Below are 19,426 nucleotides of genomic sequence, written 5' to 3' on the forward strand. Positions count from 1 at the left end.
ACAGCCATGACCACGCAGCCGGACATCGTCATCATCGGATCGGGCATCGGCGGCTCCACAATAGCCGCAGCCCTTGCCGGCTCGGGCGCGCGCATCGTCATTCTCGAGCGCGGCGAGCGCCTGCCCGACACGCCCGAGACGCGCAGCTACCGCTCGATCTTCGTCGACGGCCATTTCCGACCGAAGGAGATGTGGCGTGAGCCGGACGGCACGGCGTTCAATCCTGGCAATTTCTATTTCGTCGGCGGCAACTCCAAGCTCTTTGGCGCGGTGCTCCTGCGCTATCGCGCCGAGGATTTTACCGAGATGCAGCATCTCGGCGGCGTCTCGCCGGCCTGGCCATTCCCCTACGAAGAGCTGGAGCCTTGGTACGGCAAGGCCGAGCGCCTGTTCGAGGTGCGTGGCGAACTGGGCCAGGACCCGACCGAACCGCACCATTCCACACCCTATCCGCACGGTCCCGTGCCGGATGAGCCGGCCATCGCCCGCGCCCGCGCCGAACTGAAGGCGCAGGGGCTCAATCCAGCCACCCTGCCGCTCGGCGTCGATATCGACACATGGCTTGCCGGCGGGCGCACGCCCTGGGACGGCTTCCCCAACGCCGGCAAAGGCAAGAAAGACGCCGAGACCGCGCCGCTCGCCGCAGCCCTGCTCGATCCTGATATCACGCTTGTCACCTCCGCCCATGTCGATACGCTGGAGGCAGGGCCGGACGGCCGGATCACCGCGATCCACTACACCCACGGCGGCGAGAGGAAGCGGCTTTCGCCGAAACTCGTCATCCTCTCGGCCGGCGCGATCAACTCGGCCGCGATCCTGCTGCGCTCCGGCGACGGCAAGGGGCTCGCCAACGGCTCCGACCAAGTCGGCCGCAACTTCATGAACCACAATTGCAGCGCCATGCTGGCGATCAACCCGTTCCGGCGCAACGACAGCATCTACCAGAAGACGCTGATGCTGAACGACTATTACCTGACCGGCGGCCGCGACGGCCTGCCGCTCGGCAATGTCCAGCTGCTGGGCAAGATCAACGGCGACATTCTGAAAGCCAACGCGCCGGCCTACGCCCCCCGCTTCGCGCTCGACTTCATGGCCGGCCACGCAATCGACTGGTACATGATGACCGAGGACCTGCCCAATCCCGAAAGCCGCATCATGGTCGACGGCAAGGGCATCATCATGCAATGGCGGCGTTCCAACATGGAGGCGCTCTCCGGCCTGGAGGCGAAGATGCGCGCCCATTTCAAGGCCGCCGGCTACCCGATCGTCCTCACGCAGCCCTTCGACAAGCGCACCCCCTCGCATCAATGCGGCACCGTGCGGATGGGCCTCGATCCGGCATCAGCCCCGCTCGACCCTTATTGCCGCGCCTTCGACCACTCTAATCTCTACGTCGTCGATGGCGGCTGCCTGCCGACCTCGGCGGCCGTCAATCCGGCGCTCACCATCGCCGCCCAGGCGCTGCGCGTCGCCGACCATATCCGCACAAAGGAGTTGTCAGCATGATCCGCCCCGTCGCCATCGTCACCGGCGGCCGCCGCGGCATCGGCCTCGGCATTGCAAAAGCGCTCGCGTCGGACGGTTTCGACATAGCGATCACCGGGATCGGTGACAGCGATGCGGCAACCGACGCCATGCTCGCCGAATTCGCGACCGCAGGCAGCCGCGCGATCTACCTGAAGGCCGACCTCGCCGATCTTTCCGGACACGCGGCAACCGTCGCCGCGATCGAAGACCAGCTCGGCGCCATCGGCTGCCTCGTCAACAATGCCGGCATCGCCTCCGTCATCCGCGGCGACTTCCTCGATCTGGCGCCGGAGAATTTCGACACGATCGTCGCGACAAACCTGCGCGGCACGGTGTTCTTCACCCAGGCCGTCCTGAAGGCGATGCTGCACTCGAAGCACGCACCCGGTCCGCGCGCAATCATCAACATCACCTCGGTCTCGGCAGGGCTCACCTCGCCCGAACGGCTCGACTATTGCATGACAAAGGCCGGGCTTGCCGCCTTCAGCCAGGGACTGGCGCTGCGCCTGGCTGACACCGGGATTTCCGTCTTCGAGATCCGCCCCGGCATCATCCGCTCCGACATGACGGCCGGTGTGGCAACAAAGTACGACGCGCTGATCGAAGGCGGCCTGGTGCCGATGAAACGCTGGGGCGAACCGGACGATATCGGTGCTGCGGCCGCAGCGCTTGCCACCGGCAAGTTCGGCTTCGCCACCGGCTCGGTGATCAATCTCGATGGTGGGCTGTCGATCGGCCGGCTTTGAGCCGCCACGCGCCCCAACCGCAATTCTGAGGACCAAGGCATGACCTACGACTATATCATCACCGGCGCGGGACCGGCTGGCTGCGTGTTGGCAAACCGCCTCTCGGAAGACCCCACCGTGCGCGTGCTGCTGCTGGAAGCGGGCGGCGGGGACTGGAATCCGCTGTTCCATATGCCGGCGGGTTTCGCCAAGATGACCAAGGGTGTGGCGAGCTGGGGCTGGGAGACCGTGCCGCAGAAGCACATGAAGGGCCGCGTGCTGCGCTATACGCAGGCCAAGGTGATCGGCGGCGGGTCCTCGATCAACGCCCAGCTCTATGCCCGCGGCAATGCGGCGGACTACGACCTCTGGGCCAGCGAAGACGGCTGCGAGGGCTGGAGCTACCGGGAAATCCTGCCCTATTTCAAGCGCGCCGAAGACAACCAGCGATTTGCCGACGACTACCACTCCTATGGCGGGCCGCTCGGCGTTTCCATGCCCGTCTCGGCGCTTCCGATCTGCGACGCCTATATCCGCGCCGGCCAGGAACTCGGCATTCCCTACAATCACGATTTCAATGGCCGCCAGCAGGCCGGCGTCGGCTTCTACCAGCTGACCCAGCGCAACCGCCGCCGCTCCTCGGCCTCGCTCGCCTATCTCTCGCCGATCAAGGATCGCAAGAACCTGACGATCCGCACCGGCGCCCGCGTCGCCCGCGTCGTGCTCGAAGGTTCTCGCGCGGTCGGCGTCGAGGTGGTGACCGGAAAGGGCGTCGAGACCATCCGGGCGGAGCGCGAGGTGCTCGTCTCCTCCGGCGCCATCGGCTCGCCGAAGCTGCTCCAGCAATCCGGCATCGGCCCGGCCGACCACCTGAAATCCGTCGGTGTCGAGGTCAAGCACGACCTGCCGGGCGTTGGCTCGAACATGCAGGACCATCTCGACCTGTTCGTGATTGCCGAATGCACCGGCGACCACACCTATGATGGCGTCGCCAAACCGCACCGCACGCTCTGGGCGGGCCTGCAATATGTGCTGTTCCGCTCCGGCCCCGTCGCCTCCTCGCTCTTCGAGACAGGCGGTTTCTGGTATGCCGATCCGAACGCGCGTTCGCCGGACATCCAGTTCCATCTCGGCCTCGGCTCGGGCATCGAGGCGGGCGTGGAAAAGCTGAAGAATGCCGGCGTGACGCTGAACTCCGCCTATCTGCATCCACGCTCGAGGGGTACGGTGCGGCTGGCCTCCGCCGATCCTTCCGCCGCCCCACTGATCGACCCGAATTATTGGGAAGACCCGTATGATCGCAAGATGTCGATCGAGGGGCTGAAGATCGCCCGCGAGATCATGCAGCAGGCAGCACTGAAATCCTACGTTCTGGCCGAACGCCTGCCGGGGCCGAAGGTGATGAGCGACGAAGACCTGTTCAACTACGGCTGCGCCAATGCCAAGACGGACCATCACCCGGTCGGTACCTGCAAGATGGGCACCGGTGCGGATGCCGTCGTCGGGCTGGATTTGAAGGTGCATGGACTTGACGGTCTGCGCGTCTGCGACAGTTCCGTCATGCCGCGCGTTCCCTCCGCCAACACCAATGCGCCGACCATCATGGTGGGGGAGAAGGGCGCAGACATCATTCGTGGCCTGCCGGCGCTGCCGGCCCAGGTCTTCCAGTATGAACGCAACGACGCGCGACCGCGTGCACGCGCCAATATCCGATAGAGGCAACCATGATCCGCCACTGTGTCTTCATCCACTTCAAGCCGACCATTTCCGCCCACTACAAGGCCGAACTGTTCAACGAAATCGACGCGCTGAAGAGCCGTCTGCCCGGCATGCTCGCCGTGCACATCGGCACCAATGTCAGCCCGGAAGAGGGCATGGACAAGGGATTTGGCGACGGCTTCATCGTCGATTTCGCGGATGGTTTTGCCCGCGACGCCTATCTGGAAGATCCCGAGCACAAGCAGACCGGCGGACGCCTGGTCGCAGCAGCAGAGGGCGGTATCGCGGGCATTCTCGTCTACGATCTCGAAACCGACGACTAGACCCTTCCAGCCCGGCGCGAAACCATGCGCTCCATGGCGGAGAAAGCGTCGTAGATCAGCACCGCCAGCACCGCGACGACAAGGCCGCCCTGCAGGACGAAGGCAAGGTTGTTCGATTGCAGGCCAGCGATGATGACTTCGCCGAGTGTCTTTGCCGCGACCGTCGAACCGATCGTCGCGGTAGCGAGGCTGATGGTCACCGACAGGCGAATGCCGGCGAGAATGATCGGCAGCGCCAGCGGCAGTTCCACCTTGGTCAGACGCTGCCACGCGGTCATGCCCGTTCCGCGCGCAGCCTCCACGATTGCAGGCGGCAGGGTGGAGAGGCCGGTCATGGCATTCTCGAAGATCGGCAGCAGGCCATAAAGAAAGAGCGCGATCAGCGTCGGCTTCTCACCAAAGCCGACGACCGGCACGGCAAGCGCCAGGACGGCGACAGGCGGAAAGGTCTGCCCGATATTCACGAGGCTACGTGACAGCGGCAGGAACTCCGCCCCGATCGGCCTTGTGACGAGTATGGCGAGACCCACGGCGACAACGGTTGCGGCGAAGGTTGCGATGAAGACCGTCGTGAGATGGGAGAGCGTCAGCGACAGCAGGCTGCCCTGATTGTATATCGCCGGCGCATTGGCCTGGACCAAAGGCTTCAGAAGCGGCTCGAACAGCGCAGGCTGAACGAGAAACGCGACCAGTATGATCAGCGCTGCCAGCCGCAACAGATTGGGCAGGAGCCGTTTCATCGCGGCCTCGCGGCGCGGCGGGCAAGACTGGCCAGCGTGACGCGGCCAAGCGGCACGCCATCCGCGCCGACGACCGGCAGAGCCTCACGGCCCGACCAGAGCAGCGACGAGAGCGCATCGCGCTGGCTGGTCGCCGCGGCAAGCGGTTCACCTTCCGCGGTGCCTGCTTCCGCGGCCTCGCCCACCGTACCGATCGAAAGCAGCCGGAAGGGCCGTTCTCCAACGCCAATCAGCGTCTCGACAAAATCCGTCGCGGGGTTCACCAGCATGTCCTCGGGCGCGGCGTATTGCACGATCCTGCCCTTGTCCATCACGGCAATCTTGTCGGCGAGGTGAAAGGCCTCTTCCATATCGTGCGTGACGAGCACGATGGTCGTTCCAAAGTGTTTCTGGATGGCCAGGAGATCCTCCTGCGCCTTGGCGCGGATCACGGGGTCCAGTGCACCGAAAGGCTCGTCCATCAGAAGGATGTTCGGCTCGGCGGCAAGGGCGCGGGCAACGCCGACACGCTGCTGCTGGCCGCCCGACAGCTCATGCGGATAACGCGGACCGAAGGCGGCGGGATCGAGCTGGAAGAGCGACAGCAATTCCTTGACTTTGGCCTCGATTCGGCTCTTTTCCCAGCCGAGCAGACCCGGCACGGTGGCGATGTTCTCAGCCACCGTACGATGCGGGAAGAGACCGTGCCCCTGGATGGCATACCCGATGCGACGGCGCAGTTCATAACCGGGAATTCCACGGTTATCCTCGCCGTCGATGCGGATTGCTCCCGAAGTGGGTTCGACAAGGCGGTTGATCATCCGCATCAGCGTCGTCTTGCCGGAACCGGACGTGCCGACGATGACGGTGACCGTGCGCGGCGCGATTGTCATCGAGACATTGTCGACGACCGTGTTGTCGCCGTAACGCTTGGTGATGTTGTCGATCTCGATCATGCGGCCCTGCTGGGTTTGGAATTGGAAAGCTCGGTCGCGGCATCGAGCACGGTCGCCGCCGCGAAGGCGAGTGCCACCGTCGGCACCGCACCCAGCAGAACAAGGTCCATGGCCGTCTGGCCGATGCCCTGGAAAACGAAGACGCCGAAACCGCCGCCGCCGATAAGTGCGGCGATGGTGGCCAGGCCGATATTCTGCACCAGGACGATGCGGATACCCGTGAGAATGACCGGGAAGGCGAGCGGCAGTTCGACGCCGAACAGCCGCTGGCGATCCGTCATGCCGATGCCGCGCGCCGCATCATTGGCATCACGCGGCACGCCGGCAAGGCCGACGACCGTGTTGGCGACGACCGGCAGCAGCGAATAGAGGAAGAGCGCAACGAAAGCCGGCGCGACACCGATGCCGCGGATGCCGATGGCGGCGGCACCAGGCACGTTGAGGGCGATCCAGCCAAGCGGCGCGATGAGCAGGCCGAACAGCGCGATGGACGGGATGGTCTGGATGATGTTGAGCACATTGAGCACGCCGGCACGCAGAGTCTCGACGCGGTGGCAGAGGATGCCGAGCGGCAGGCCGACCAGCGTTGCTGCCACCAGCGAGCCGAGCGCCAGCAGGACATGGCGCCCGGCCTCCAGCCAGAAGGTTTCGGCGCGGCTGCCATATTCCTTGAGGATCGAAAGGCCATCCCAGGCGCCGGACATCAGGAGAGCGGCCACAGCGGCGGCAGCGGCAGCCAACAGCGTCACCCGCGCAAACGGTGAAAGTCTCAGACGCGCAAGCGCATCGGCGGTCAGGAGCGCAAAGGCGAAGCTCGTGAGCCAGAAGCCGGAGGCCGGCGAGACGCGGGCATAGGTGTTTTCCGGCGGCGTCAGATGGCTGGCGGAAAGGCCGATGAGGATGGCGAGCACCGACAAAGCGGCAAGGCCCAGCAGCAACCGCAGCAGCGTCGGCGTCTTCAACACCACGAACACGAGCGCGATGGCAATGAAAATGAGCAATGCCGTGCCGAGACCGGCCGGCAGCGCATCGAGGATCGCCCGTGGTTCACCGGGCACGATGCGGTTGGCACGAAAATTTGCAAACGGCGCCAGAAAGGCGCCGTAAGCCAGCAAAGCGGCAATCACCACGCCGAGCTTGTCGATCCTGAACCGCATGCACGCCTTTCAAAGGGGGGAACCCTCCGCCCGTATGGGCGAAGGGCGAAAAGAGCTTACTTGATGAAGCCGTTCTTCTTGAGGAAGTCCTCGGCAACCGCCTTGGCCGGCTCACCGCCGACCTGGACGCGGCCGTTGAGATCCTGCAGCGTCACGAGGTCCAGTTTTTCGAAGACGGGCTTCAGCAGTTCCTCGATCTGCGGGTTGGCCTTCAGCACCTCTTCGCGGATGATCGGCGCAGGCTGGTAGACCGGCTGTACGCCCTTGTCGTCTTCGAGAACGACGAGACCCGACGGCGCAATGCCGCCATCCGTGCCGTAGACCATCGCGGCGTTTGCGCCGTTGGTCTGGTTGGCGGCGGCGGCGATCGTCGCGGCCGTGTCACCGCCCGACAGCGTGATCAGCTGTTCCGGCTTCAGCGTGAAGCCATAGGTCGTCTGGAAGGCCGGAAGGGCGGCCGCCGAATTCACGAATTCCGAGGAGGCCGCGAGCACGACCTGGCCACCGCCGGAAACGTATTTACCGAAGTCGCTGAGCGTGACGAGCTTGTTCGGCTCGGTGACGTCCTTGCGCAACGCGATGGCCCAGGTGTTGTTGGCCGGCGACGGCTTGAGCCAGACGATCTTGTTGGCGTCATAGTCGAGCGTCTTGGCGAGCTCATAGGCCTTGGTGGCATCCTTCCAGGCCGGATCGTCGGCCTTTTCGAAGAAGAAGGCGGCATTGCCGGTATATTCCGGATAGATGTCGATCTCGCCTGCGATGATCGCCTGGCGCACGACCGGCGTCGCGCCGAGCTGCACGCGATCCGTCGTCTGGATGCCGTTGGCGTTCAGAACGGAGAGAATGATGTTGCCGAGCACACCGCCTTCGGTGTCGATCTTCGAGGAGACGACGACCTGGGCATCGGCCGCACCGGCCGTAAGACCCAGGGCCAGAGCTGCTCCGATAAATTTGACGACTGGGCGCATGTGAAAACCTCTCCTTTGTGCGGAAACCCGTGACGGCATTCTCACCACGTTTCAGAAAGCCCGTCCGGGCAAAGCATTCCATATATGGCAGTGAATCGCAAAAAACAGACTGCGAATGCAGGACAAAACACGACGTTTGTTGCCGCGTCCAAAGCGCTTTAAAATTTATGCACGAATAGCCTATCAGGCAAAAGAAACCCATTGCAATCGGCCATGCCATCGGACAGTCTCCCAGCCGGCCCATCCTCCATTTCGATATTGCATTTCATCACTGCCGGGAACCATCCCGGGCCCGATGTCCGGCGCAAATTTTTTGAGGGGACAATGAGCATTTACATTCTCGCATTGCTGATCGGTATCGTGGCAGGGCTTCGCGCGATGACGGCGCCGGCGGCCGTCAGCATCGGTGCCGCGCTCGGCTGGCTGCCGGTTTCCGGCACGTGGGCCACCTTCATGGCCTATCACTTCACGCCCTATATTTTCGGCGCCCTGGCGCTCGTCGAATTCGTCACCGACCAGCTTCCGAGCACGCCGAGCCGCAAGGTGCCGCAACAATTCGGCGCCCGCATCGTCAGCGGCGCATTCTGCGGTGCCGTGATCGGCACCATCGGCGGCTCACTTCTGGGCGGACTGGTTGCCGGCATCGTCGGCGCCGTCATCGGCACCCTCGGCGGAGCGGAAGCCCGCCAACGCCTCGTCGCGGCCACCGGCGGCAGGGATCTGCCGATTGCCTTGCTGGAGGATCTGGTCGCCGTTCTGCTCGGCCTCTTCGTCGTCTCGTCGGTGATCTGATGCAGACCTTCGATGCCATCATCATCGGCGCGGGCCAGGCCGGCCCGTCGCTTGCCGCCCGCCTGACCGCCGCCGGCAAGACGGTCGCCCTCATCGAGCGAAAACTCGTCGGCGGCACCTGCGTCAACACCGGCTGCATGCCGACCAAGGCCATGGTCGCCAGCGCCTATGCCGCCCATCTCGCCCGCCGTGGAGCCGAACACGGCGTGGTGACAGGGGAGGTTTCCATCGACTTCGCCAAGGTCATGGCGCGCAAGGACAAGGTACGGTTCGACGCCCGCAAGGGCAACGAGGACTGGCTTGAAGGCATGGAGGGCCTGACCTTCCTTCGCGGCCATGCCCGCTTCGAAAGCCCGACGGAGATCCGCGTCGACGACGACCTTCTGTCTTCTCAGCAGATCTTCCTCAATGTGGGCGGCCGGGCTGTCGTACCCGATTTTCCCGGCGTGACGGACGTGCCGCACTTCAACAACGTCTCGATGATGGACCTCACCGCACTGCCGAAGCATCTGGTCGTCATCGGTGGCAGCTATATCGGGCTGGAATTCGCCCAGATGTTCCGCCGCTTCGGCTCGGAGGTGACGGTCATCGAGAAAGGGCCGCGGCTTATCGCCCGGGAAGACCCCGATGTCAGCGATGCCGTGCGCGACATCCTCGAGCGGGAAGGCATAGCCATCCGCACCGGTGCGGAATGCATCCGCTTCTTCAAAAGCGGCGACGATGTCGGGGTAGCTGTCGATTGCACGGCCGGCGCGCCCGAGATCATCGGCTCCCACATCCTGCTCGCCACCGGACGGCGGCCGAACACCGACGATCTCGGCCTCGACAAGGCGGGCGTCGCAACGGACAAGCGAGGATACATCACCGTCGACGAGCGGCTGGAAACCAGCGTGCCCGGCATTTTCGCCATGGGCGACTGCAACGGCCGCGGTGCCTTCACCCATACCTCGTATAACGACTTCGAGATCGTCGCGGCCAACTTGCTCGACAACGAGAAGCGCAAGGTGAGCGAGCGCATCCAGACCTATGCGCTCTATATCGACCCGCCGCTCGGCCGCGCCGGCATGAGTGAGACGGAAGCGCGCAAGACCGGCCGCAAACTTTTGATCGGTACACGGCCTATGACGCGTGTCGGCCGTGCTAAGGAAAAGGGCGAAACGCTTGGCTTCATGAAGGTGATCGCCGATGCCGAGACGAAGGAAATCCTTGGCGCCTCCCTGCTCGGCACCGGCTGCGACGAGGCAGTGCAGAGCATCCTGGACGTGATGTATGCGGGCAAGCCGTACACGACGATCACGCACGCCGTGCACATCCACCCGACCGTGTCGGAGCTGATCCCCACGGTTTTCGGCGATATGCAGCCGGTGGAATGAGAAAGGCCCGGGGCATTCCCGGGCCTTTCATTCTTCAGATCGCGGCATCCCCATTACGTCACCCTCGGGCTTGACGGAGAAAAGGTTGTGGAGCGAGTTGTGAGACGAGGCATGGCATATGCCATGCCTCGTCTATCTTCACTTCGGATTGCGGATCGTCAGTGCCGGGTTATGGGCGAAGAAGTTGTGCGGCATGATGTGCACGGTCTTCCACTCCGTCGACATGACCGGCCAGTCCTCCATGCGCGGAATGTGATGGAAACCGGCGGAGAACCAGGTGACGATGTCCTTGCCCATCAGGTTTTGGTCCTTCTTCACCCATTCGGCAAGCGTATCCGATCCATCGCTCTGCATGGCGAACTTGCCACCGGCATACCGTTGATCCGGGTCATAGACCGTGTTCCACACCGAATATTCGATATAGGCGTTGCGCTTCATCGGCGGGTCGTTCTCGAAATCGAACGGGCCGTAGGAGACGTCGCCGTGATGGATCATGTAGCCCGGCTCGTGACCGAGATAACCTTCGCGTGACGGGTTGGAGATATGGAAGTAGCGCGGCTGCGAGGAGGAGAGCTTGTAGCGCGCCTCCATTTCCGTCATCGGCATCTTGTGCTCGACCGTCCACATCGACTTGCGCGGGCTTGACGCATCGAGCTTCGCCGGCACGATGTCCATCGTCGAGAAATGGTTCACCGGCTGGTCGACGTCGAAGTCGATGCGGAAGTTGAAGTAGTGGTCGTGGTTGGCGGCGACGAGGTTCGGCGCGATCAGCGTGCCGTGCGCCGTATCGGCCTTTGCCGTCGGGTCCTTCATCGACGTGGAGGCGACGCCCTTCACCGCATCGAGGCCGGTCGCGCCGACATAGATGTTGACCTGACCGTTCTGCTGCAGGCGGTAGTCGATGAGATAGTCATAGTTGCCGACTTCCGAGGCGGTGCGCACCACCAGTTCCGTCGCCGGGCGCCCCTCGGCCGGAACCGGCTTTTCAGGCGTCTGGGCAAAGACTTCGAAGTGGCGCCAGGCCGGATCGCCGATGCTGCGCTCGAAGACACAGACCGCATCCGGGATGACCAAAGGCGAACCCTTGTCGTCGGCGATGGTCGCCGGCAGGAAAGTGGCGTGCGCGGGGCAGTCGATACCAGCGCGCAGCGGCGTCAGAAACAGACCGAAACCGTATTCCCCGCTGTCCATGTAGGTGCGCCAGTACCAGCCTTCAGACGGGTCCATATAGGGCACGAAGACCTCGGAAAGATGCGCCTGGTAGATGACTGAGCGCCAGGTGCCGGCATCGTTGACGTCGAGATTGGAGACGACGAGGCCGGGACGCTTGTCGACGCGGAAGTTGAAGCGCCACATGTCCCATTCGATATGGCTGCCGTCGATCTTGTAGTTCGGGCCGCCTTCCTGCACCAGCTTGACGGGGTTGGATTCCGGCCGCAGCGGCAGACGCTTGGCGACCTCCTCCTCCGTATAACCCCAAGCGTCCTTTGGCAGGTCGACGACGCCGAGATCGACGACGCGCACCACTTCCTTTTTGCCGATGTCGTAGATGGCGAAGAGGTTTTCAATCGGCTTGGCGTAGAAATTGGAGCCTTCGGGCACCTGATAGCAGGGCACCTTCATCAGGCGGGAGTTCTGGTATTCCTCGGTGAAGAAGTTGCCGCCCGTCAGCGGCAGGCAGAAGGCCTGCTCCGGCTTCAGCCCGCGCTTGGCAAGGCCCGCCGCCATCTCGGGATGACCGAGCGCGCCTTCCAGCGCGCCCATGAATTCGGTGAAGAGCACCATGGGCTGGCCCTTGGTCTTCTCGTTGCTCTCGACCGTGCCCTTGGTGATGTTGACCACCGCCTCGCTGAAACCTTCTGCGCTGGTGAAATGCACCATCGCCTTGCGGTCGAGCGTGGCGCCCTCCTTCCAGGCGAGCACATCGGCCTTGGCCGGCTCCTTCAGCTCGATCAGCGGATAAAGCGTGTTGTCGTCCACAACCTTTCCGTCACGCAGGATCTGGTTGATCTTCTGGTATTCCTCGGCTGTCAGCCCGTCGAGCGGATGGGCGGCCGCAGCACCGGCGGCAAGGCCTAGTGCCAGCGCCGTCGAGGCCAGGTGTTTCAAAACTCTCATGATCGTTCCCTCTTCTTGCATGGTTCTATCAGGCGAAGACCACCTGGATATCGGTGTATTCGGCGAGCCCCTCCTCGGCGAATTCGACGCCGATACCTGAGGCCTTCACGCCGCCGAAGGGCGCATTGGGCTGGATGGCGCCGTGTTTGTTGATCCAGACGGAGCCGCAGGCGAGGCGGCTCGCGACCTTCTTCGCCGCCGCAATGTCGGACGACCAGATGGAACCGCCGAGCCCGTTCGGGCTGTCATTGGCCAGCCGGATCGCCTCCTCGACATCGGAATAACGGATGATCGGCAACGCCGGGCCGAACTGCTCCTCGTCGACCAGCGCATCGCCGTTGCGAAGACCGGCGACGATAGTCGGCGGGAAGAACAGGCCCTCGCCCGGCACACCGCCGAGCAGCACCTTGCCGCGTCCCTTGGCATCCGCGACAAGGCGCGACACCTTGTCGAACTGCATCCGGTTCTGGATCGGTCCGAGAATGCTCGTCTCCTCCATGCCGTTGCCGACGGGGATCGCCTTCGCATAGGCGACGAGCGCATCACAGACGGCGTCGTGAATGCTGTCGTGCACATAGAGCCGCTTCATCGCCGCGCAGGTCTGGCCGTTGTTGATGAAGGCGCCCCAGAAAAGGCCCTCGGCAATCGCTTGCGGATCGGCATCCGGCAGCACGATACCGGCATCGTTGCCGCCCAGTTCCAGCGTCAGCCGTTTCATGGTCTCGGCCGCCGATTGCATGACCTTCTGGCCGGTGGCACAGGAGCCGGTGAAGACCATCTTGCGAATATCCGGATGCGCCGACATGGCGCCGCCGAGATTGAAGGCCTTGTCGTCGCCCGTCACGACATTGACGACACCCGGCGGCAGAACCTCGTTCATGATCTCGACGAGGCGCAGCGTCGAGAGCGGCGTATAGGGCGAGGGTTTGACCACAACCGTATTGCCCGTGCGCAGCGCCGGCAGGATATGCCAGACGGCGATCATGACAGGGAAATTCCACGGCGTGATGGAGCCGACGACGCCGAGCGGCTTGCGCGTCAGTTCGATCCGGCCCTGTTCGTTATCCTGCAGCACCTTGACGGGGATCGAGAGCCCGGTCGTGTAGCCAGCCCAGGCAACGGCGCCGCCGATCTCCCAGCGCGAGCCGAGACCGTTCAGCGGCTTGCCCTGCTCCAGCGTGATGATCTCGGCAAGCTCTGCCGCATGCTCCTCGATCTTCGCCGTCACGGCAGCGCAGGCGGCCTGTAGAGCCTCGTCGCTCTGCACCGACCAGGTCGCGAACGCTGCCTTGGCGACGGCGACGGCGGCATCCAACTCCGCTCCACCCATGTTCGGCGCGCGGCCCACTTCCTCACCCGTCGCCGGGTTCAGCACGGCAAAGTCCGAGCCGACTGCTGCCGGCTTGCCGCCGATGGTTGCCTTGAACTCCATCATTTCCGCCTCCTCCAAGGAACGGCCCACCTCCGGCGGGCACATCTGGTGGCAGAGAATATAAGGGGGCGGGGCGTCAGACTTGGACGGTGCCGTCCCGCCTTTTGGACAAAAGCGTCAATGGCAACGCGCGACCGCACCCGGCGTCGTGCCGTATTTCTTGCGGAATTCGCGGTAGAAATAGGAAAGATCGTTGAAACCGCAATCGAAGGCGACGGCAGTCACGCCTTCGGCAAGGTGTTCACCCTTGCGGTCGGAGAGCCGCGCATGAGCAAGCTCCAGCCGGCGATTGAGCAAGCGATGGCCGGGTGTTTCTCCGAGCGGCCGGAAATGTCGCTGCAATGTACGTTCCGGCACGTTGAGGCGGGATGCCAGTTCGCGTGGGCCGAAGCCCGGGTCCGCGCGGTGACGGTCGATCATCGCGAGCGCGCGCGAAAGCAGCGTCTCGGCCGGGCTGGTGGCGCCCATCACGCGCGTCGAATGCAGGTAGGCGCCCATGAGGCACAGGAACGCTTCGCCGAGCTGCGCCTGCGCGCCCTCCTCCATGAGCATCTTTGCGATGACGGCACGCATGGCGAGCCAGAGCGGATCGTCACGCGAGATCGAAAGACCGCCGGTGCATAGCGTGCCGAAACGGTGAACGATCTCGTCGCGCGGAATGTGCAGCGACACCTGGTTCGAGCGTTCCCCACGATAGAGGAAGGTCGATGGCTTGACGGAATCGACGAGGAACATGTCGCCGGGCAAAAGCTCCGCCACCTGATCGCCCTGCTCAACCCGACACTGGCCGGCATCCTGAACCAGCAGGAAAAAATGCTCGCCAGGATCTTGACGGATGGAGCGGGTGTTGCGCGCAACCTCCGAGGCATCGAGCGCCACGATCGCCGTGTCGAACGGGCCGACGCGCCGCGTGGTGACATCGCCATTGACGACGCCCGTGCGCCGCATCGGCTCAAGATCGAAGGAACCGCAGACCCGCCGGATCTCCGCCTCGAGAATTTCCACCTGTACCGGCTTGTGTCCCGGCGTCATCAGCGACTGCATCGCGCCCTCCCCGGCTCCAGCAGAATGCCTGTTCTCCCAAACCTATCTCATCACAGTGCGCAGCGCTTGCCTATCGTTCTCTACCCTGCAATCGCTGCAAAACTATCGCCTTGCGCCGCCTGGCGCAGCCCCTCGCAGGGCGGATCGGCGAGGCCTTCCGCAGCAAGGCGGTCGAGCACTGCCACAACCTCGGCAAGCCCGCGCGCTTCGGCATAGTGCATCGGTCCACCGCGCCAGCGCGGAAAGCCGTAACCGTGGATTTTCACCAGATCGATATCGGCGGAGCGGAGCGCCACGCGCTCCTCCAGAATACGCGTCGCCTCGTTGACCATCGGCAGGATGATGGCATCGGCGATCGAGGCCTCGTCCCAAGCATGCTGCGGACGACCCGTGGCCTCTTCGGCGATGACGGTCGCCACGGTCTCCGATGGTTTTGGCGCGCGGTCGCCCGGCTGATAATCGTACCAGCCGCCGCCGGTCTTCTGGCCGAATCGGCCGAGGGCGCAAAGCCGTTCCGCCACCGGCGCGAAGGGTATTTCGCCGCGCTCACGCGCAGCCTTGCGCTGGAAAGCGGCGATGTCGAGACCGCCGAGATCCTGCGCTTCGAACGGCCCCATCGGCAGGCCGAAGGCGCGCATGGCGGCATCGATGGCCGATGGCGTAGCGCCGGAGAGCAGCAGCCGTTCGGCCTGCGCGCGCGTCACCTTCAGGATGCGGTTGCCGATGAAACCGTCGCAGATGCCGGCGCGAACCGGGATCTTGCCAAGCTGGCGGGCAAGGGCGAAGCCGGTCGCCAGAACCTCGGGAGAGGTCGCTTCCGTCAGCACGATCTCCAGCAGCTTCATGACGTGCGCCGGGCTGAAGAAATGCAGGCCGAGGAAACGTTCGGGATGGCTTACGCCTTCGCTGATCGCGTTCGGATCGAGATAGGAGGTATTGGTGGCCAGCACCGCATCCGGCCTGCAGACCGACGAGAGTTTTTCGAAGACGGCGCGCTTGACCGCGAGATCCTCGAAGACGGCTTCGATGACGAGGTCCGTATCGGCCAGTAGACCATAGTTATCGCCGCCGGTCACGCCGGCCATGCGCTGATCGGCAGCCTCCTGCGTCAGGCGCCCACGTTTGACGGAGCCGTCGTAGATCGCGCGTATATTGGCAAGCCCGCGCTCGACTGCCGTGGCGTCGCGCTCGATGAGAACCACCGGCAAGCCGGCATCGCGCAGGGCTGCGGCGATGCCCGCCCCCATCGTGCCGCCGCCGACAACGGCAGCCGAACGGATATCGCGCGGCGTGATGCCGGCAAGCTCCGGCGGGCGCGGCGCGGCGCGCTCGGCGAAGAAGACATGGCGCAGGGCTGCGGCCTGTTCGGAGCCGCGCAGAGCGAGAAAGGTTTCGCGCTCAAAGGCCATGGCATCGGAAAAATCCGTCTCACTGGCCTTGCGCACACTGGCGAGTGCCCGCAGCGGCGCGACCTCGCGCTTCGCCTTGGCGGCAACGGCCTTTTCGGCATTCTCCCAGAAGCCGGGTTCGACGGCCGGCACCGCGCGGCTGGAGATCGGTTGCGGCAGGGATTTTTCAGCAATGCCGTTTGCGAAGCCGATAGCGCCGGCGCGCAAGTCGCCATCGACAATTGCATCGATGAGACCGAGCCCCTCGGCCTTCGTCGCGCCAACCGGGCTGCCGCTCGTCACGAGATCAACGGCTGCAGCAGAGCCGATCAGGCGCAGCAGGCGCACCGTGCCGCCGGCGCCGGGAATGATGCCGAGCTTGACTTCCGGCAGGCCGAGACTGGCGGAGGCTACCGCCACGCGATAGGCGCAGCCGAGCGCCACTTCAAGCCCGCCGCCGAGCGCGCTGCCATGAATGGCCGCGACCCAGGGCTTTTTCGCACCCTCGATGGTCGCTACCACATCCGGCAGAAGCGGCGGCTGCGGCGGCTTCCCGAACTCGTTGACATCGGCGCCGGCGATGAAGGTGCGGCCCGCGCAGATCAGCACGACGGCCTTCACCGCGGCATCCGCATCGAGTTCCGCCACCGCCTCGACGAGCGCCTGCCGCAGCGCCTGCGACAGCGCATTGACGGGCGGGTTATCGACGGTAACGACGGCGATGGCGTTTTCGCGGGCGATGGTGACGGTCATGGTGTCATATTCCCAGGTAAGCGGCGCGGATGCGTTCATCCGCGATCAGGTCGGCGGCGGGACCGGACATGGTGATGCGCCCCGTCTCCATGACATAGCCGCGATCGGCGACGGAGAGCGCGCCAAAGGCGTTCTGCTCGACGAGCAGCACGGTGACGTCGAGCGCCTTCAGGCTCTTCACCACATCGAAGATCTGCGCGACGAGGATGGGGGCGAGACCCATGCTCGGCTCGTCGAGAAGCAGGCAGGACGGCCGCGCCATCAGGGCGCGGGCGATCGCCAGCATCTGCTGCTGGCCGCCGGACAGGCCGCCCGCCGCGAGGTTCCGCTTCTCCTTGAGGATCGGGAACATCGCAAAGGCGTCCTGCATGTCGCGCTCCACCTTGTCGTCGGCGAAGAGATAGGCGCCGAGGCGAAGATTTTCCTCGACCGTCAGATTGGTGAAAATCTGCCGCCCCTCCGGCGACTGGGCGAGGCCGCGCCGAACGCGGGCATGTGCCGGCACCGTTGTCAGCGTCTCGCCGCGAAAGACGATCGAGCCGGCAGACACCGGCTGGATGCCGGAGAGACATTTGAGCAGTGTCGTCTTGCCGGCGCCGTTCGCGCCGACCACCGTGACGATTTCGCCGGACGCGACATCGAGATCGATGCCGTGCAGCACCTCGATGCGACCATAGCGCGAGCGCAGTCCCTCAACGGTCAACATGTTTCGCCTCCGTCGCTTGGACGCCGAGATAGGCTTCGACGACGCGCGGATTGCGTGAAATCGCCGTCGGCTCGCCTTCGGCGATCTTCTCGCCGTGATCGAGCACCACGATATGGTTGGAAATGCGCATGACCATTTTCATGTCGTGCTCCACCAGCAGGATCGACACGCCTTCAGCGGCGACCTGTGCGATGAGGTGATCGATCTCTTCCGTCTCGACCGCGTTGCAGCCGGCGGCCGGTTCGTCGAGCAGCAGCACACGGGGTTTCAGCGCCAGCGCACGGGCAATTTCCAGCCGCTTCAGTGCGCCATAGGAGAGCGAGCTTGCCTCCTGTTCGGCAGCGCGCCCGAGGCCGACGCGGTCGAGAAGCGCGCGGGCGCTGTCCTCGGATGCCTTGCTGCGGCGGCGTGCGGCAGGCAACGAGAACAGATCGGCGAAGACCGAGCCACGTTCATGCAGGTGATGGCCGGCAACGGCGTTTTCCAGAACGCTCATCGATTGAAAAATCTGGAGGTTCTGGAAGGTGCGCGACAGGCCGCGGCGCGCCAGAAGATGCGGCGGCATGCGGGTGACGTCCTCGCCATCCAGCACGACCCGGCCGCGCGCCGGGGCATAGACGCCGGAAATCATATTAAACAGCGTCGTCTTGCCGGCACCGTTCGGGCCGATGACGGAGACGATCTCGCCGGGTTTCAAGGAGAAGCCGACATCGTTGACGGCGCGCAGGCCGCCGAAATCGATGCCCAAACCTTCGATCTGAAGCAGGCTCATTCTGCCCTCCCCCGGATGCGGCGCGCAATGGAGGGCAGCAGGCCCTCGCGCATGAAGATCATGACGAGCATCATGACGAGGCCGAGCATGAGCTGTTCGTACTCCTGGAAGATCGTCAGTACCTGCGGCAGCGTCGTCAGGATCGCCGCACCGAGGATGGCACCGAGCACCGAGCCGGCACCACCGAGCACCGTCATGGTGACCATCTCGATCGAATGCATGAAGCCTGCGACGTCTGGCGTTATGAACTTGTTCTGCAACGCCAGCAGCGAGCCCGAGACAGACGCGTAGACTGCGGAGATGACGAAGGCGACGAGCTTGTAGTGCGCGACATCGACGCCGACCGTGCGGGCCGCGACTTCCGAACCGTGCAGCGCCCTGAGCGCGCGGCCGGTCGGGCTATGGTAAAGGTTGAGCGCAAGCCAGGCGCCGATCACCAGCACGAGGCCTGAGAAGGCATACCAGAATTCGGTGTTCGAAAGGTCGATGCCGATCGCCTTCAAAACGGCGCGAAGCCCCAGTTCCGGCACCGCCATGCCATCCGGCCCGCCGGTCAGTTGCGCCTCGTTCGAGAGCACCATGGAGACCAGGATGCCGAAGCCGAGGCTGGCGACGGCGAGATAATAGCCCTTGAGCCGCAGGATCGGCCGGCCGACGAGATAGGCGATAGCCGCCGAGAGAAGCGCGCCGAGCAGCGCGGCAAGTGCCGGATGCAGGCCGAGATGGACGGGCGCCAGTGCACAGGCATAGGCACCGATGCCCGCGAAACCGGCATGGCCCAGGCTGATCTGGCCGGCATAGCCGATAAGGATGACAAGACCCGTCACCGCGAGGCCGTTGACGAAGATCAGCGATCCCACCCGGAAATAGTAGGACGACGGGAAGAAGACCGGCGCGATCGCGATGACCGCGGCGAGGATGAGGAGCGTGGTAACCTTGCTGGAGAGCCGCATG

17 protein-coding genes are annotated in these 19,426 nt (G+C 64.3%); 6 read left to right on the forward strand and 11 right to left on the reverse strand.

Translation table 11 applies throughout. From position 1 onward, the window contains the following. Nucleotides 1–6 precede the first annotated feature (6 nt). The 4 genes from MUU55_RS20165 to MUU55_RS20180 are packed head-to-tail and all read left to right on the forward strand — an operon-like array spanning nt 7 to nt 4,294. Nucleotides 7–1,506 (forward strand): GMC oxidoreductase, encoded by a 1,500-nt coding sequence (locus tag MUU55_RS20165; protein WP_244762553.1) that lies wholly within the window; start codon nt 7–9, stop codon nt 1,504–1,506. Next, on the forward strand, nt 1,503–2,273 hold the full coding sequence (locus MUU55_RS20170) for a 3-ketoacyl-ACP reductase (RefSeq protein WP_244762554.1): 771 nt from the start codon (nt 1,503–1,505) through the stop codon (nt 2,271–2,273). The genes MUU55_RS20165 and MUU55_RS20170 overlap by 4 nt, the downstream gene beginning before the upstream one ends. 39 nt (nt 2,274–2,312) lie before the next feature. After that, nucleotides 2,313–3,968: a GMC family oxidoreductase gene (locus MUU55_RS20175; RefSeq protein WP_244762555.1), complete on the forward strand. Its 1,656-nt coding sequence runs from the start codon at nt 2,313–2,315 to the stop codon at nt 3,966–3,968. An 8-nt stretch (nt 3,969–3,976) separates the two neighbouring features. Beyond that, nucleotides 3,977–4,294, forward strand: a complete 318-nt coding sequence (locus MUU55_RS20180; RefSeq protein WP_244762556.1) for a Dabb family protein — start codon at nt 3,977–3,979, stop codon at nt 4,292–4,294. Here MUU55_RS20180 and MUU55_RS20185 read toward each other — a convergent pair. Genes MUU55_RS20185 through osmF form a run of 4 tightly spaced genes read right to left on the reverse strand, consistent with a single transcriptional unit; the run spans nt 4,291 to nt 8,094 of the window. Then, nucleotides 4,291–5,034, reverse strand: a complete 744-nt coding sequence (locus MUU55_RS20185) for an ABC transporter permease (RefSeq protein WP_244762557.1) — start codon at nt 5,032–5,034, stop codon at nt 4,291–4,293. The genes MUU55_RS20180 and MUU55_RS20185 overlap by 4 nt on opposite strands. Then, a complete protein-coding gene (locus tag MUU55_RS20190; RefSeq protein WP_244762558.1) occupies nt 5,031–5,969 on the reverse strand; it encodes an ABC transporter ATP-binding protein in 939 nt (312 codons plus the stop codon). Before MUU55_RS20190 ends, MUU55_RS20185 begins: the two co-directional genes overlap by 4 nt. Then, nucleotides 5,966–7,126, reverse strand: coding sequence for an ABC transporter permease (locus MUU55_RS20195; protein ID WP_244762559.1), 1,161 nt, complete (start codon nt 7,124–7,126; stop codon nt 5,966–5,968). Before MUU55_RS20195 ends, MUU55_RS20190 begins: the two co-directional genes overlap by 4 nt. Before the next feature lie 56 nt (nt 7,127–7,182). Beyond that, on the reverse strand, nt 7,183–8,094 hold the full coding sequence (osmF, locus tag MUU55_RS20200; protein ID WP_244762560.1) for a glycine betaine ABC transporter substrate-binding protein OsmF: 912 nt from the start codon (nt 8,092–8,094) through the stop codon (nt 7,183–7,185). A gap of 324 nt (nt 8,095–8,418) precedes the next feature. Here osmF and MUU55_RS20205 point away from each other — a divergent pair, with 324 nt between their 5' ends. Both MUU55_RS20205 and MUU55_RS20210 read left to right on the forward strand, forming a co-directional pair. Next, nucleotides 8,419–8,886 carry a DUF4126 domain-containing protein gene (locus tag MUU55_RS20205; RefSeq protein WP_244762561.1) on the forward strand — a complete coding sequence of 156 codons (468 nt, stop codon included), beginning with the start codon at nt 8,419–8,421 and terminating at the stop codon, nt 8,884–8,886. Next, nucleotides 8,883–10,259 carry an FAD-containing oxidoreductase gene (locus tag MUU55_RS20210; protein WP_244762698.1) on the forward strand — a complete coding sequence of 459 codons (1,377 nt, stop codon included), beginning with the start codon at nt 8,883–8,885 and terminating at the stop codon, nt 10,257–10,259. The genes MUU55_RS20205 and MUU55_RS20210 overlap by 4 nt, the downstream gene beginning before the upstream one ends. 138 nt (nt 10,260–10,397) lie before the next feature. Here the strand turns inward: MUU55_RS20210 and MUU55_RS20215 are convergent, their stop codons facing one another. From MUU55_RS20215 to MUU55_RS20245, 7 genes are all read right to left on the reverse strand, one after another. Beyond that, nucleotides 10,398–12,377 carry a copper amine oxidase gene (locus MUU55_RS20215; protein ID WP_244762562.1) on the reverse strand — a complete coding sequence of 660 codons (1,980 nt, stop codon included), beginning with the start codon at nt 12,375–12,377 and terminating at the stop codon, nt 10,398–10,400. A 28-nt stretch (nt 12,378–12,405) separates the two neighbouring features. Next, complete coding sequence (locus MUU55_RS20220) at nt 12,406–13,812, reverse strand: aldehyde dehydrogenase family protein (protein ID WP_244762563.1); 1,407 nt, start codon at nt 13,810–13,812, stop codon at nt 12,406–12,408. A 114-nt stretch (nt 13,813–13,926) separates the two neighbouring features. Beyond that, nucleotides 13,927–14,853, reverse strand: a complete 927-nt coding sequence (locus MUU55_RS20225; protein WP_244762564.1) for a helix-turn-helix domain-containing protein — start codon at nt 14,851–14,853, stop codon at nt 13,927–13,929. An 80-nt stretch (nt 14,854–14,933) separates the two neighbouring features. Next, nucleotides 14,934–16,994, reverse strand: coding sequence for a 3-hydroxyacyl-CoA dehydrogenase NAD-binding domain-containing protein (locus MUU55_RS20230; protein ID WP_244762565.1), 2,061 nt, complete (start codon nt 16,992–16,994; stop codon nt 14,934–14,936). A gap of 4 nt (nt 16,995–16,998) precedes the next feature. Further along, a complete protein-coding gene (locus MUU55_RS20235; protein WP_244762566.1) occupies nt 16,999–17,700 on the reverse strand; it encodes an ABC transporter ATP-binding protein in 702 nt (233 codons plus the stop codon). Further along, the gene (locus MUU55_RS20240; RefSeq protein ID WP_244762567.1) at nt 17,687–18,472 is read right to left on the reverse strand and encodes an ABC transporter ATP-binding protein; all 786 of its coding nucleotides are present in this window, start codon (nt 18,470–18,472) and stop codon (nt 17,687–17,689) included. The genes MUU55_RS20235 and MUU55_RS20240 overlap by 14 nt, the downstream gene beginning before the upstream one ends. After that, on the reverse strand, nt 18,469–19,425 hold the full coding sequence (locus tag MUU55_RS20245) for a branched-chain amino acid ABC transporter permease (RefSeq protein ID WP_244762568.1): 957 nt from the start codon (nt 19,423–19,425) through the stop codon (nt 18,469–18,471). The genes MUU55_RS20240 and MUU55_RS20245 overlap by 4 nt, the downstream gene beginning before the upstream one ends. Nucleotide 19,426: the final 1 nt, after the last annotated feature.

Source organism: Shinella curvata, assembly GCF_022899935.1.
GTDB lineage: Bacteria > Pseudomonadota > Alphaproteobacteria > Rhizobiales > Rhizobiaceae > Shinella > Shinella curvata.

Excerpts from the sequence above, each read along its gene's own strand:
- MUU55_RS20175 (WP_244762555.1), top strand. The coding sequence starts at position 2,313 with ATGACCTACGACTATATCATCACCGGCGCGGGACCGGCTGGCTGCGTG.
- MUU55_RS20225 (WP_244762564.1), bottom strand. The coding sequence starts at position 14,853 with ATGCAGTCGCTGATGACGCCGGGACACAAGCCGGTACAGGTGGAAATT.
- MUU55_RS20165 (WP_244762553.1), top strand. The coding sequence starts at position 7 with ATGACCACGCAGCCGGACATCGTCATCATCGGATCGGGCATCGGCGGC.
- MUU55_RS20180 (WP_244762556.1), top strand. The coding sequence starts at position 3,977 with ATGATCCGCCACTGTGTCTTCATCCACTTCAAGCCGACCATTTCCGCC.
- MUU55_RS20245 (WP_244762568.1), bottom strand. The coding sequence starts at position 19,425 with ATGCGGCTCTCCAGCAAGGTTACCACGCTCCTCATCCTCGCCGCGGTC.
- MUU55_RS20230 (WP_244762565.1), bottom strand. The coding sequence starts at position 16,994 with ATGACCGTCACCATCGCCCGCGAAAACGCCATCGCCGTCGTTACCGTC.
- MUU55_RS20240 (WP_244762567.1), bottom strand. The coding sequence starts at position 18,472 with ATGAGCCTGCTTCAGATCGAAGGTTTGGGCATCGATTTCGGCGGCCTG.
- MUU55_RS20195 (WP_244762559.1), bottom strand. The coding sequence starts at position 7,126 with ATGCGGTTCAGGATCGACAAGCTCGGCGTGGTGATTGCCGCTTTGCTG.
- MUU55_RS20205 (WP_244762561.1), top strand. The coding sequence starts at position 8,419 with ATGAGCATTTACATTCTCGCATTGCTGATCGGTATCGTGGCAGGGCTT.
- MUU55_RS20185 (WP_244762557.1), bottom strand. The coding sequence starts at position 5,034 with ATGAAACGGCTCCTGCCCAATCTGTTGCGGCTGGCAGCGCTGATCATA.
- osmF (WP_244762560.1), bottom strand. The coding sequence starts at position 8,094 with ATGCGCCCAGTCGTCAAATTTATCGGAGCAGCTCTGGCCCTGGGTCTT.
- MUU55_RS20220 (WP_244762563.1), bottom strand. The coding sequence starts at position 13,812 with ATGATGGAGTTCAAGGCAACCATCGGCGGCAAGCCGGCAGCAGTCGGC.
- MUU55_RS20190 (WP_244762558.1), bottom strand. The coding sequence starts at position 5,969 with ATGATCGAGATCGACAACATCACCAAGCGTTACGGCGACAACACGGTC.
- MUU55_RS20170 (WP_244762554.1), top strand. The coding sequence starts at position 1,503 with ATGATCCGCCCCGTCGCCATCGTCACCGGCGGCCGCCGCGGCATCGGC.
- MUU55_RS20215 (WP_244762562.1), bottom strand. The coding sequence starts at position 12,377 with ATGAGAGTTTTGAAACACCTGGCCTCGACGGCGCTGGCACTAGGCCTT.
- MUU55_RS20235 (WP_244762566.1), bottom strand. The coding sequence starts at position 17,700 with ATGTTGACCGTTGAGGGACTGCGCTCGCGCTATGGTCGCATCGAGGTG.